Annotated in this window: 15 protein-coding genes; 7 read left to right on the top strand and 8 right to left on the bottom strand. The window is 32.5% G+C overall.

What is annotated here, in order from left to right; translation table 11 throughout:
• Positions 1–105 precede the first annotated feature (105 nt).
• Both D1869_RS14075 and D1869_RS14080 read right to left on the bottom strand, forming a co-directional pair.
• Positions 106–834: a GNAT family N-acetyltransferase gene (locus tag D1869_RS14075; protein ID WP_156015683.1), complete on the bottom strand. Its 729-nt coding sequence runs from the start codon at positions 832–834 to the stop codon at positions 106–108.
• Between the two features lie 169 nt (positions 835–1,003).
• The gene (locus D1869_RS14080; protein ID WP_156015684.1) at positions 1,004–1,537 is read right to left on the bottom strand and encodes a PaREP1 family protein; all 534 of its coding nucleotides are present in this window, start codon (positions 1,535–1,537) and stop codon (positions 1,004–1,006) included.
• Between the two features lie 170 nt (positions 1,538–1,707).
• Here D1869_RS14080 and D1869_RS14085 point away from each other — a divergent pair, with 170 nt between their 5' ends.
• The gene (locus D1869_RS14085) at positions 1,708–2,037 is read left to right on the top strand and encodes a hypothetical protein (protein ID WP_156015685.1); all 330 of its coding nucleotides are present in this window, start codon (positions 1,708–1,710) and stop codon (positions 2,035–2,037) included.
• Between the two features lie 283 nt (positions 2,038–2,320).
• Here the strand turns inward: D1869_RS14085 and narI are convergent, their stop codons facing one another.
• The 4 genes from narI to D1869_RS14105 are packed head-to-tail and all read right to left on the bottom strand — an operon-like array spanning position 2,321 to position 8,511.
• A complete protein-coding gene (narI, locus tag D1869_RS14090; protein ID WP_156015686.1) occupies positions 2,321–2,995 on the bottom strand; it encodes a respiratory nitrate reductase subunit gamma in 675 nt (224 codons plus the stop codon).
• Positions 2,992–3,492, bottom strand: a complete 501-nt coding sequence (gene narJ / locus D1869_RS14095; protein ID WP_156015687.1) for a nitrate reductase molybdenum cofactor assembly chaperone — start codon at positions 3,490–3,492, stop codon at positions 2,992–2,994. Before narJ ends, narI begins: the two co-directional genes overlap by 4 nt.
• Positions 3,489–4,973 (bottom strand): nitrate reductase subunit beta, encoded by a 1,485-nt coding sequence (narH, locus tag D1869_RS14100; protein WP_156015688.1) that lies wholly within the window; start codon positions 4,971–4,973, stop codon positions 3,489–3,491. The genes narJ and narH overlap by 4 nt, the downstream gene beginning before the upstream one ends.
• A gap of 1 nt (position 4,974) precedes the next feature.
• Positions 4,975–8,511: a nitrate reductase subunit alpha gene (locus tag D1869_RS14105; RefSeq protein WP_156015689.1), complete on the bottom strand. Its 3,537-nt coding sequence runs from the start codon at positions 8,509–8,511 to the stop codon at positions 4,975–4,977.
• Between the two features lie 273 nt (positions 8,512–8,784).
• Here D1869_RS14105 and D1869_RS14110 point away from each other — a divergent pair, with 273 nt between their 5' ends.
• Positions 8,785–10,092 (top strand): MFS transporter, encoded by a 1,308-nt coding sequence (locus D1869_RS14110; protein ID WP_156015690.1) that lies wholly within the window; start codon positions 8,785–8,787, stop codon positions 10,090–10,092.
• Between the two features lie 206 nt (positions 10,093–10,298).
• Here D1869_RS14110 and D1869_RS14115 read toward each other — a convergent pair whose 3' ends face one another.
• Positions 10,299–10,574, bottom strand: coding sequence for a hypothetical protein (locus D1869_RS14115; protein WP_156015691.1), 276 nt, complete (start codon positions 10,572–10,574; stop codon positions 10,299–10,301).
• Between the two features lie 103 nt (positions 10,575–10,677).
• Here D1869_RS14115 and D1869_RS15580 point away from each other — a divergent pair, with 103 nt between their 5' ends.
• Together D1869_RS15580 and D1869_RS15585 are read left to right on the top strand one after the other, a co-directional pair.
• Complete coding sequence (locus D1869_RS15580) at positions 10,678–10,887, top strand: hypothetical protein (protein ID WP_231113644.1); 210 nt, start codon at positions 10,678–10,680, stop codon at positions 10,885–10,887.
• A 16-nt stretch (positions 10,888–10,903) separates the two neighbouring features.
• Positions 10,904–11,194 carry a hemerythrin domain-containing protein gene (locus D1869_RS15585; RefSeq protein ID WP_231113645.1) on the top strand — a complete coding sequence of 97 codons (291 nt, stop codon included), beginning with the start codon at positions 10,904–10,906 and terminating at the stop codon, positions 11,192–11,194.
• Positions 11,195–11,617: 423 nt separating this feature from the next.
• Here the strand turns inward: D1869_RS15585 and D1869_RS14125 are convergent, their stop codons facing one another.
• Positions 11,618–11,866, bottom strand: coding sequence for a hypothetical protein (locus D1869_RS14125; protein WP_156015692.1), 249 nt, complete (start codon positions 11,864–11,866; stop codon positions 11,618–11,620).
• 133 nt (positions 11,867–11,999) lie between these two features.
• On the opposite strand from D1869_RS14125, the gene D1869_RS14130 reads away from it, so the two are divergent.
• The 3 genes from D1869_RS14130 (at position 12,000) to D1869_RS14140 (ending at position 13,959) form a co-directional block, all read left to right on the top strand.
• Positions 12,000–12,590 (top strand): DUF2249 domain-containing protein, encoded by a 591-nt coding sequence (locus D1869_RS14130; protein ID WP_156015693.1) that lies wholly within the window; start codon positions 12,000–12,002, stop codon positions 12,588–12,590.
• A gap of 823 nt (positions 12,591–13,413) precedes the next feature.
• Entirely contained in the window at positions 13,414–13,614 is a 201-nt protein-coding gene (locus tag D1869_RS14135) for a C2H2-type zinc finger protein (protein WP_231113646.1), read from the top strand.
• A gap of 123 nt (positions 13,615–13,737) precedes the next feature.
• Positions 13,738–13,959, top strand: a complete 222-nt coding sequence (locus D1869_RS14140; protein WP_156015695.1) for a hypothetical protein — start codon at positions 13,738–13,740, stop codon at positions 13,957–13,959.
• The last annotated feature ends 68 nt before the right edge of the window (positions 13,960–14,027 follow it).

The raw sequence follows: 14,027 nt of genomic DNA on the forward strand, positions 1-14,027 counted from the left end.
AAAGGACCCTGGATTTGATGTAAGGTTTTTTCATGAAGTCTCTTTATAGATTCTTTTGAGTTACATGAATATCACATTACTTATTGTTCCAAAAGTTTAACTATATTATAGTGGTTTAGCATCAGTATTCACAGATACCCATAATCTTTTCCAATATTCATTAAATCCAATCTTTTTATAAACATGGATGGCTGAAGTATTATCTTCCCTTACGTAAAGAGATGCTATCTTACCTCTTTTAACTATATCTTCAGCAAGTTCGGATACTACTGAAGATGCAAAGCCTCTATTCCTAAACCCTTCTCTAGTGAAAACCCCTCCTATAATGCCTGCATCCTTAGTTTCAATCCATGTATAAGCGGCTGAGACTAATTTGTTATCTATAAATAGACCGTAAGCAGTAGTTTTATTATCCCTTAACATTTGCACTACGAAACCTCCTCTATCTTTTCCGTATAACTCAATTATCTTATCAGAATCCTTAACTGTAAGCCTCCTTACATCTTCCCTTCTAAATACTTTAGGAGATTTACAAATCATTAGGATTTCTGGGTATATCTTCATATTGGAAAAGTTTAGCAAATATTTCCATTTAGGTTCTATGAATAGTATGAATTTATCTTCTTTTATTAATGAAAGTAATTTAGTTACGGTATTTTCGTTTTCTCCATAAAGCATTATCGTAATAGGATTAATTTTTCTATAAATCATCAAATATCCTTCATTTGCTATTTTAAACTCCGTAAATTCGTAGTCAATCTCGGAATCATAAATCTCAAAAGCAAACTTAATAGGGTCTCTTAAGAAGAACTTCTTAAGTTGAATATCAATCATCATAAGAACTTTAATTGGCTTTACTAAAAAAGTTGCCTATTCTGATTCCCAATGAATAATCACCTTCTCACAATGGCTAAACTTTCCTTATTTTTGTAAAGTAAATATCCTTAAAATTTTTATTACGGATCCAGTCACTATATATTTATATGTATTATGAATACGACGCTTAAATTTCATTTAATTTTTTCTTTATCTTCTCTAAAAGTTCTCTTTCTTCATCTCCTAATTTCATTGAGCTTATTATCTCAACTTCAGCCCTCACTAACTCCTTTATTGATATTATTGCATCATTTCGACTATGAAAGGGGCTTATATCCTCATCTAAACCATTATATGCATACTTGTGAATACCTAGCATTGCAGTTGTTAAAGTAACTAACCCCTTAAACCCAAGGTCTTCAAGATCCCTAGAAATTCCCACTAAACCAGCAGTAGATGTAGAATATCCTATCCTTAAATACCATTTAACCTCATCTTCCTTCCCCTCCTTCTTTTTCTTTTCCACAATTTTGTTAAAGTTCGTAACAACGATTGAGCTTAAAAGTGCCTTCCATGAAAGAAAGAGCTTACTCGCAGAATTCCTACTATAACCAGCCTTAAGCATCTCAACACTTAAATAGAGCTCTTGCAAGGATTCAAGTAACCTTAACCTAGAATACTTCTCTGGCTCTTTGATGAATTTAGGTAACTGTGACTCCATAATATAACTTCTTTGTAAACTTATTTAAGTATTTAGATTAACATACTACTAATAAGCTTTGTTATAACTTCATAAAGGATACAAGTACGATTTTAATAACTAAATTATTATCTATTTTACCTAATGTTTAAGGTGCATATTTTTAATATGCTAATACCATCATTCCTTACATGCTGTTAATATATCTGACGTTAATCATGGTTATTATACATCTAGCAGGGACTTTGCTATCTTTTTCCAAAAGGACTTTCCCAAAATCAATTGGATATTTAATTGCAATTTATGAAATGATTTTTTATATCATTCTGGTATCTATATCAAAACTCTATTATAACGAAATTCTCATTATTATTGCATATATGTATCTTATAATTCACGTCATAGGTGGAATAGCTTATTTGAAAGGATCTTTAAGCAAAATATATTCCCCAGTAAGACTCAAGTATTATGGAATCTATGAATTAGTTGAGATGATATATTTACTCGTTATATTAATCTAGCTTAAAGGTTCGGTAATAGATTTTAAATGAGGTGATGCTATAAATTTAACAGATAAGCATTAGTAACTCGGGCGAACACTTTGATTTATGTTTAGATTTTGTTATACTTTCTGAAATTTTAAAGGGCAAAATCTTCTTCTAAAAAGAGTATTTTTAAGGTTTGTTTTTCTCTTTAAACTATGACTAAATATAAAAGCTTTGAATGCTTTTTATATAGAATTTTAATAAATTTATATAAAAAGATTTCAGCAAATAAGATAAAAAGAAGTATTAAAAAAATAATTTACCTTTTTCTGACGACTCTAGAGTAACGGTATCCCCTATAAACTATGTAAGGTCTCCATAAATATGTTATTGGGAATGTGAACACATGGACTAATCTAGAGAAAGGCCATAATGCATATAGTAGGAAAGACAATGCTACGTGAATTTGCAAGCTTAAAGGTGCCTTCTCTATTAAAGAAGTATTTGGATGAAACGTTATTAATCCCTGGAACCATGGTGCTACTGTAGTCATATAATCTGGGTGAACAATTAATGTGTTATATAATCCTGTAGCTATTACTAAGATTAATACAATATATACTAAGTGGTCAGTAATGGAGAGAGATGCTGATGCTCTAGTTAAATACGATAATATAAGTAGCCAAACTAGTCCTATTATTGCTATAACTCCGAAGAGTGCTCCTAAATAGAATGCTACTGCTTCATGAAGACTATATGTGAGTCCTATTACAAGTAGAGCTGAGGCTGGTATAGCTATTCCTACTAAGTGCCCTAGTAAGACTATAACAATCCCGTAGTGAAAGAAGTTTGACGCATATGTATGTGTACGTTTTGCTAGTAGTTCAAAAGATCTTGCTGACCAATAATATCTCCTCGTTAAATATGTGTATATATATCCTCCGAAAAATATAGTAACAGCTACATAAGGATAAATTACCCAGAAGTAATTCATCGCCTATCCTCACCCCCATAAAGTTCTAAATATGCAGCAAGTACAAGAGGATAAAAAACAGAATTTTTTTCTTTAAGCCTATCCGAAAGAATTTTCATAGGTTCTTGTATTAACTTTTTAACTTCCTCGTCTTCAGTATTACTTAGGTATTTTAACAAAAGTGGCAGATAATCCGGTAGCTCATTACTATTAACCTTTGTCCTACTTTTTAGCCACGCTAATAAAAAACCTCTTTTAGGAGTCTTAGCCCTACTTTTTTCCTCTCCAGTTATATAATAAGTCATATAAAGTGTCGTATAATCACTATTATCAAAAGTACTTACATAAATCTCCTCTAGATCAAGTTCTTTGTAATTTGACACACTCTTTAAGAATTCAAAAATAAGATATTTGTTAGGAGATAAACTCTCACTTACTAGATTCATAATAGTCTCTTTTCTTTTTATCCATTCTCTGGGATATTCGAGAAGATCCCCTATAACTTCCAACAAGTTCATGACTTCCTCAACCTCAAATCTCTTCTAATCGTTTGCTGTAATCCTCTGCTACCTTGGACATATTCTGGTGCTAAACTTTCTTCAAACATCTTTAGAGCTTTTTCCTTATGTGCTGTCGGGATTACAAATCTATCTTCTAACCTAGCTATAGCTAAAACTCTGTACATTTCCTCAAGGTCTTTTTCCGTTAATGATACCTCTTTTAGTAACTCTTCATTAACTTTTTTGCCTAGTCTCTTCTGTCTCATATAAATTCTCAGTGTAATTAGTTTCTTTAATACATTCTTCACCTTTTCAGTATCACCAGCAGTGAACATGCTAGCTAAATATTCTATTGGTATTCTCATATGGTCTACAATAGGGAAGAATTCCTCATCACTTTTTACTTTAATGTTTTCTACTAACGGACTTAAAGGTGGTATGTACCATATCATCGGTAATGTTCTGAATTCTGGATGTAATGGTAAGGCTATTTTCCAGATCTTAACCATCTTATAAACTGGAGTTTTCTGTGCAGCTTCTATGAAATCACCTGTAACACCATTTTCTTTAGCATTCTTAATAACTTCTTCATCGAAGGGATCCAGAATTATTTGAAGCATTCTATCTATTATCTCTTTAGGATCTCTTGCAGAGGCAGCCCACTCGACTCTATCGGCATCATAAAGAACTACGCCTAAGTATCTAATTCTTCCAACACATTCATGGAAGCAAGCAGGAATCTGACCAGTTTCTAATCTTGGATAGCACAATATACATTTTTCAGCTTTCCCAGTAGCCCAGTTATAATAGACCTTTTTGTAAGGACATGCTGCAATACAGAATCTCCATCCACGACACTTATTTTGGTCATTTAGAACTATTCCATCTTCTTCCCTCTTGTACATTGCTCCAGCTGGACAAGCAGCAACGCATGAGGGATTAAGGCAATGGTTACATATCCTTGGTAAATACATCATAAAGGCATTTTCGAAATCTGTCTTTACCTTATTTTCTAATTTCTTGAAATTAGGATCCTTTAATATTGCTTCTGTACCTCCAGCAAGATCGTCATTCCAGTTGGGTCCTAACCTCAGTTCTATTCTTTTACCAGTTATTAGCGAGACGGGTTCGGCTACTGGCTGTTTATCTGACTCTTTAGCATTAACCAAATTTTCGTACGTATAAGTGAAAGGTTCAAAATAATCATCAATAGTAGGTAAATATGGATTGTGAAAGAGCTCTAAAAGTCTTGCAATTCTTCCTCCTATGGCTAATTTTAGCTTACCATCTTTAGTTAAAATCCAACCTCCTCTGTATTTCTCTTGATCTTCCCACTCTAATGGATATCCAGGTCCGGGTCTGGTCTCTACATTATTCCAATACATATATTCTGTTCCTTCTCTGTTTGTCCATAAGTTCTTACATGCTACAGTACAAGCATTACAGCCTAAGCATTTGTCTAAATTAAATACACCCATAAATTGACTTAATACCTTCATTTTACCCCAACCTCCTAATTGCCACTATTGTATCTCTTTGAGTTCCTACGGGACCATAATAGTTTAAAAAGAAGGATAACTGTGCATAACCTCCTATGAGCCAAGTAGGCTTTATGTGAACTCTCGTTACTGCATTATGCGATCCGCCCATTTTTCCGTTTTTAGCCTCTTTAACATAAATTGTCCTCTCCTGCGCATGATACATTATCACCGTCCCTTTGGGAATTCTGTTAGTAACTACAGCCCTAGTAACTATGACTCCATTCTCGTTAAATACCTCAACCCAATCATTATCTTTAACCCCAATACTTTTAGCATCTTCTTCATTTATCCAAATTACCGGGCCTCCCCTGAATAAAGTAAGCATTCTAAGGTTATCCATGAAGGTAGTGTGGATTTGCCACTTACCGTGAGGAGATAGGTATCTAGCAATTAATACTCCTTCAGATTGGGATACTTTCACTATATCTAATGGAGGTTTATATACCGGTAATTGCTCACCTTGTTCTCTAATCCACGGATGATCTAAATAAAAGTGTTGCCTACCAGATAAAGTCCGCCATGGGACTTCGTATTCGACATTAAACGTAAATGCTGAATAAGTTCTACCTCCTTTAACTATCCCAGATTCTATTGGAGAATCAACTACCCTACGTGGTTGTGCTGTAATATCATTAAACCTAATCTTTATCTCTTCTATCCCCTCTCTAAGATCTCCGAAGTTAAGTCCAGTCTTCTCCTCCAGATATTTGTATTCCCTAACAGAAACTTCACCATTAGTAGCTCCACTTAATCTTAACATGGTCTCAGCCACTTTCTTATCCTCATCTAATAATGGCCTTTCTTCTATGCTTCCTAGCTCTTCTTTTAACTCTTCATATTCTTTAGAGTAGTTAACCTCTATGCCAAAGAACGATAACTTTTTATCTTTAACTAAAGGCCCTAATGTTATCATCATTTCGTAAATCTTAGGATAGTGTCTCTCTATTAAGACTATATTACCCATATTCTTTCCGGGGATTAATTTTCCATCTCTCACTGTTAGAGCCTGGCCTGGCGGATCTAAGGGGTCTAATTCCGTTTCTGGACTGGCGAGTTCACCAAGCGTGTCATGAGTAAATGGTACATAAACAACATCTACGACTTTATCTGATAAGTACTTAGAGGCCATTTCAGAGAATTTCTTTGCTAATCCTACAAAGATTTTCCAATCACTTCTAGCCTCCCATGGCGGATTAATTGCCGGATTAAATGGATGAACAAAAGTATGCATGTCTGTAGAGCTTATATCATATTTTTCATACCATGTGGCTGCAGGCAGAACTATGTCAGAGTATAGTGCAGTACTATCCATCCTAAAGTTTATATCGATTAGCAAGTCTAGCTTACCTTCTGGAGCCGGCTCTACCCACTTTATCTCTTTTACATAACCCTTGGCAACTTCATCTTTATTATCCACAGAATTTTCAGTACCCAAAACATGCTTTAAGAAATATTCACTACCCTTACCGCTTGAAAATAATAGATTACTTCTCCAAACAAATAATATTCTCGGGAAATTGATAGGATTATCAACATCTGAAACAGAGAAAGATATCTCTCTATTCTCTAGTTTATTTGCTATTTCATCTGAGCTTTTACCGAGATTTAACGGATTCGCGTTAAATTGAGGATAAAAGGGTTGCCAACCCTTCTTCACTGAAATTACTGCATAATCTGCTGGATGATCATACATAGTTTTTCCTATTGTAATCTTATCCATCGTGACCTCATCATATCTCCATTGATCAGTGTGCATATAAACCCATAATCCAGTGCTTTGTAGCCTAGTAACCGGTAGCCAGTCTTTAGCAAAGGCTATAGTATTCCAACCTTCAAAAGGCCTAACTTTCTCTTGCCCTACATAATGAGCCCAACCTCCTCCGTTAACCCCAATAGCACCAATCAGCATTAGTATCGTTATAATTGCACGATAAATTAAATCACTATGGAACCAATGATTAACTCCAGCACCAAGTAATACTAGAGATTTGCCTTTTGTCTCTTCAGCATTTTGGGCAAACTCTCTAGCTATTTGGATAACCAGATCTCTCCTAACTCCAGTAATCTTCTCCTGCCAAGCAGGAGTATAAGGTACATCCTCATCATAACTACTAGGATATCCTTTTAAGTCTCCTCTTTTAACACCTAAGTTCGCCAAAAGTAAATCATAAACTGTAGTTACGTAAACTGTTCTTCCATCAATCGTTTTGATTATTTTTACCGGAACTTCTCTTTCAACATATCCTTTCTGGTCAAATCTCGGGAAGCTTACACTTACTATCTTATCGTGTACATTTAACATTGTAAGTGCTGGTTCAATATCTCTTTCAGTTATACTATCTTTAAGTTTCAAATTCCACTTCTTGTCATTACTCCATCTAAAACCTATACTACCATTTGGTATTGAAAGGGAATTGGTGTTTAAGTCAAATACTACTAATTTCCACTCACCCTTGTCTACGTTAGTGTATATATCTGAAGCCCTTAGATATCTTCCGGGCAATAATCTATTGTTTTCCTCTTCTAGTATTACAAGAAATGGAGCATCAGTATATTTCTTTATATAATTCTTAAAATATTCTACTTCTCTATCTACGTGAAATTCTTTAGCAATAACGTGAGCCATTGCTAAAGCAAGAGCACCATCAGTACCAGGCCTAGGATGAATCCATAAATCTGCAAACTTTACGTATTCAGCATAGTCTGGAGCTATGGCAACCACTTTAGTACCTCTGTATCTCACCTCAGAATAGAAATGAGCATCTGGAGTCCTAGTTTGTGGAATATTAGTTCCCCAGTCAATAATATACGTAGCATTAAACCAGTCAGCACTTTCTGGAACATCTGTTTGTTCTCCCCATACTTGAGGTGAGGCAATGGGCAAATCAGCATACCAATCATAAAAACTCATTACTACTCCTCCTATTAATGATAGGAATCTTGTTCCTGCAGCGTAACTTACCATAGACATTGCGGGAATAGGTGTGAAGCCAAATATTCTATCTGGTCCATATTTCTTAATAGTATATATTAAGGCTGCAGAAATTATTTCGTAAACTTCGTCCCACGAAGCTCTAACAAACCCGCCTTTTCCTCTCGATACCTTATATTTTCTAGCCTTATTATGATCTTCTATAATGTTCTCCCACGCCTTTACGGGATCATTTGTCTTTCGTAGTTCATCTCTCCATAGTTCAAGCAGTGCTCTTCTAACATAAGGATATTTTATTCTATGTGGTGAGTATTCATACCATGAAAAACTAGCTCCTCTAGGACATCCTCTAGGCTCATAAGGAGGTATCTCAGGATTAATAATAGGATAATCTAAAGCTTGCATTTCAGTCATTATAACGCCATCCTTAACGTAAATCATCCAACTACAAGAACCAGTGCAATTAACACCATGAGTACTTCTTACTACCTTATCATACTGCCATCTGTTCCTATAAAAGGACTCCCATTCTCTGTTATCATAATTAAATTTCTGCCATGGCATTTGATAGTAAAATCTCGTTTTAGTTATTAAAAACAAATCCTAATGTATGAGGAGAAAGATTTTTAATTAAGAATAAATAAGACTACTAATCTACAAAGAACAAATAGTATGTATAAATGTACAGAAAAGTATATAAAGGTGCAGATAGATATACTTTTTCAGATATAAACCTTTTATATCATAAATTACGAAAATTGTTTAAAAACTTTTCCCTAATTGATTAGGAATCACCAATATAAATATAGAAAAGGAATTATTTCTCGGTGATAGAACGTGGATGTAAGAGGTAGAGGGCTAACAGCAGGAACAATAGCGTTTTTTGCTGGATTTGCAGCTGTTGCCCTATTTGGAACAACAACACTTAAGATTAGTCCAATTCTTCATTTAACATTAGTAGAGAGTTCTTGGTTAGTGGCTATTCCTTTAGTTACAGGGGCGTTTTTAAGGATTCCATTTTCACTTTTAGTAGATAAGTTAGGAAAACATACCCTAACTATTCAATTAGTCATAGGTCTTATAGGAATGATTGGTATAATCTTTACCCTTGAGCAAATAAAAACACTTCTTAGTGACATAGTATATGGTCTTCTCTTATTCTTTGGGGCACTTGCAGGTACTGGAATTTCTACGTTTTCAAGCGGTATAACGTATGTTTCTTACTTCTATCCACAAAAGAAGCAAGGTACTGCTTTAGGAATTTATGCTGGGCTAGGTAATACAGCCCCAGGGATCTTTACAGTAATTCTTCCATTTGCTCTAGCATCTATAGGTTTAGTTTACGCCTATGTTGCTTGGGCTATATTTCTAGTCATAATGATTATTATCTACAATATAATCGCAATTAATCCACCTTTTATTCAATACATTAAGGAAGGTAAAAATTGGGAAGAAGCTAAGGCTCTTGCCTTAAAGGAAGGCTATGATGTGATACCGGCTGAATCTCTTTCAGCATCAATTAAAAGAAGTGCCAAAAACCCTGTAACCTGGGCACTAGTATTCATGTACTTTACATCTTTCGGCGGTTTCGAAGCATTAACTGAATGGTTACCAACATATTGGAAAGAATTCTTACATGTTACTCCTATAGAAGCAGGGCTATTAACCGGTGTTGTATATTCATTAATTACAGCATTAATTAGAGTTTACGGTGGTTATATGTCTGATAAGGTTGGAGGAGAGCTGGTTTCCACAATTTCATATTCTATAATGATCGTGGGAAGTTTGATATTTATATTCTCATATGCCTTACCGACTTCAATACTTGCTGAAATAATTATGGCTATAGGAATGGGTATTGCTAATGGAGCTGTATATAAACTTGTTCCTAAATATTCACCAGATGCCGTAAGCGGATCATCTGGATTAGTAGGCGGACTAGGATCTGCTGGCGGTCTACTAATTCCACCAACAATGGGATATATTGCATCAATAATCAATTTCCCAATGGCTTTTACAGTGTTCTTCTCAATTAGTATCGTCTCAACAATTCTCTCTATGGTATTATGGGTTAAGTACGCAAAAAGTCATGTCATACAATATAAGGAAACTAATGTAACTCATAAAGAAGCTCACGTAAAATAACTCTAATTTTATCTTTTTTTAATATTTAAATTAGTTAAATTTATATCATAAAATAATAGGAAAAAATTAAGAAACACAGAAAAACTAACTACTAAATTATAATAATAGACTAAGATCTTAAAATCCTATTAAGTCATTTTTTAAGTATTATTTAATTTCTGTCCTCGTTTACTCCTTAGAAAGGAAAACGTTAAAAAAAAAGTTAATTAGAAAAATGATTTATGCTCGTATAGCGTTTGAGGTACTATGGGTGTAATTTTCCATGAAATGTTAAATTGTTTAGCCGCTTGCATCAATAGATCCAGATTATCTACATCCCATTCACAAATAGCTATTTTTGAATCATTAGCAATACTAATCTTTTCCAATTTCATACCCTTCGGAAGCTTCTTCTGTTTTGTCATATCAATTAGTTGAGTGAAGAAATTATTCACTGCATCTTTTTGATTATCTTCCCATTGGTGTATGACAATTACTTTCATACTAATATCTTTGAAAATCAAATATTTATATCTTATTGTAATCTTCAATTTATTCAATATCTGAAATATCACTCATTTATTTAGGTGTTTAATATAAAAAAGCATGAAAATCAAAATTTTAATGTCTAAATTTATTGAATCCTTAAGGGAAGACCACGAGGTTATATTAAAAGCATTAAACGTATTAAACAATGTAGAAGCTATTGATGCTATTAAAAAAATTGTAGATTTTATAAAAAATTTCGTTGATAACTGTCACCATATGAAGGAAAAAAGCGCTATTCCCTTTCCTAGAACAAAAGGGATTAGTTAGAGGGCCTATTCAAGCTATGGTTTATGAACATAATGAGCTACGAGACTTACTAACTAAAATCGAAAACGAATACAGCGAACCGAAAGAACTTAAGAAAAATTTAAGTTATCTGGCTTATCTTTTATCGGGACATATAGGCAAGGAGAATACCGTGTTATTTCCTTTAGCGGAAAATATGATAACAGAGGAAGATGATAAAGAATTATATGAAGGATTTGAAAAGGTGGAAGAGAGAATTGGCGTTAATAAACATAAGGAATACGTGAATTTAATTAACAATCTTTACGCGAAATATTTCCCGAAGTAAGGACTATAACTTTATTATATGGTAATCTGCCGTAATCAATAATTTCACTAATAAGCAAATTTGGGAAATTCATGGATCTTTCACGCTTTCTATTTATATTAATAGAGTTAAATTATTGTTATTAAATATATACTAAGTAATATTAATACGCAGAATTGTAAAAAAATATTATAGTGAGGCCACAACTTGTATTACCAATACTGAATTATTTGTGTACTGAATTATACTAATTTAATAGAGAATACTATAATTTACAAAGAATATCTAAAAGATCCAAATTTATCTTTATTTGATCATATATCTTAATATACTAAGATTCTAGTAAATATCTATAATATTATTATAGAAATTAGAATTTTAGTTAAAAATAATATAATATTAGTTCTGGTTTAACCTCTTAATTTATATACAAGTGTAGTGCTATTATGAAGTAATATAATTTTGTATTCTCGAAGGTCGTGCAATTATATATACTATCCATTCTTTTGAAGTTTTTCGCTCTACTATTATATCGACCTTTCGCCTAGTTTTTATCTTCCTTAATATTCTTGATGGATCTTCATTAGAAAATAAAACCATTACCTCATCTTCTTTCATCTTATTAATTTTCATTTCGATTACTTTGAATGTGTAATCTCCTAGAACTCGCATATCTATCAGATAAGACTTCACACCATCTTTTCCTTTACACTCGTTTTATATCATTAGCCTAATATATAGCCTATAAGGCGAAAAATCCACAAACTAGGCTACACCTTATACTTTAGTATTCCATTTTTTATACACCTTAAAATAATTGCTATTCATGGAATTAGATCTCAGAAATGTAGAACCACAATATAGGCACAAACTAGTGATAGATGCTTTTAGTAAGATAAAGGATGGTGAAGAGTTAGTAGTGATAGCAGATCATTATCCTGCCCATTTATTACAAATTTTATCGGGACAAATTGAAAAATATAAGGTAGATCAGACAGAAACTGGAGACTTCATTTTGAAAGTTATAAAGAAAGGTTCCAAGTCAATTATTGCTCATATTTCAGAATATAGGAAAGTAGGGGATACATTTACACCAATACCAGTATTAAGAAAGGATGAATACGGCGTTATTTTAGTTTTCTTTAAAGCGGGGCAATATATACCAATACATGCTCCAGATTCTGACCTAATATTCTATGTACTTCAAGGAAAAGGTACGGCTTATGTAGATAACAAAGAAGTTGAAGTAAGAGAAGGTTCTATAATTATAGTACCTAGAGGAGTTAAGAGAGGAATAAAAGCAGAGACTTACATGGAAGCACTTCATATAGTTATTCCTAGTCCTTCAGCAGAAGACCATGAGAAAGTAATGAAAGCAGCTAGGGAAGGTATAGAAGAAGTAGATTTGAAACATTAGAATTTAAAAAAAGATAATTGTTTTTTATCTTATTGTATATCTTTAGTGAACCTCAAAAAATTGATTATAAGTTGTACATTCTCTCTGGACATTAAAAATCTCTGTATAAATTCTTGGTTACAAGTAGGAGTTGGATTTGTTAAAAGAAGGCATAAAGGAATATTCCATATAATTATCTCAACCTTTATTTAATACAATTTTTGCTTTTTAAATTAATTATTTAAATTTGTTAGAAATTAAAAACTCGATATTTAAGTAGTTTATTATGAATTGTAATATTCTCCTTTAAATTAACATAATTTGGTGTACGAATAATACAATATTACGTAAAAGATATTCTTGTAAGCTAAATTATAACCCCTTCTCATACACTTTTACTTCTTCATGTTATACTTGCTCATAACTTAAAGTACAATAAGGTTTCTAATTTCATAAAAACCTTAAGAGGAATATCTTGTTCTGTAAAGCTTAACAGAGTTATTACTTATTAAGTATAAATCTTGTCCTTTAAGATCTGACCTAGTATAATATTGCTTAGTATGTATTTAATAGTTAAAATCTCATTTACTTAGACAAATAAAAATCCAAAGACTAAGAATCATTATATAAAGTATATTACGCCTTGTTGAATCCTCCAATTTTCTCAGCTAATAACCCATCAATTTTTATAAAATTCAAAATTAAGCATTGATTTAAAAGTAAATTTCATCTTAACTTTAATAAAAATTGAGATAACCTACAAAACAATTGTATTATTAATCCTTAAATATTAGATATCATATATTTTAATTTATGCCTAAGCGAGTTTTTATTAAAATGTGAAGTGTGCGGTGAAGTCTTCAATAATAATTCACTATACTATCAACATAAGGTTTTACAACACTCAGAATATAAACCAATAGTTAAAGGGGACAGTTATGAATGCCCAATATGTCATGAAACTAGAAAAAGACTTCCTACGCTTCTTACCCATATAGGATTACATCATCTAACAAACAATCCAATTAGAGTAGAAGTTGCTTAATAATATTTTTATGATAATATCTTTTTTATCTGTGATATACAATAAAATTGTTTCTTCTAATGTCATTATATTATAAGGAGTATCTAGAGAAAATATAAAATAGTGAATTAGTAGAATTATATAATGCATAAAAAACCTTTAGAGGTTACTATTTTATTTGAGAATCATCCATGTGAAATAATGAAAATAATCTCATCTACTGGACTGAAAGCCAATGTTGAAAACATAAGATTAGGAAAGCAAACAACAGATTATATATTACGTTTCGATAAAGATGTTGAAAAGAGCGATATACTAAAATTAAAATCAAGTAATGTAAAAGTTTTAAGGTTAAGTAAAAGATGAGTATTTCTCTTTTCTTTAACCGCAGTTAGTAAAATCGTCATAGTTATGTTTTATATAATACGTTTAGA

The organism is Sulfurisphaera ohwakuensis (genome assembly GCF_009729055.1).
Taxonomy (GTDB): domain Archaea; phylum Thermoproteota; class Thermoprotei_A; order Sulfolobales; family Sulfolobaceae; genus Sulfurisphaera; species Sulfurisphaera ohwakuensis.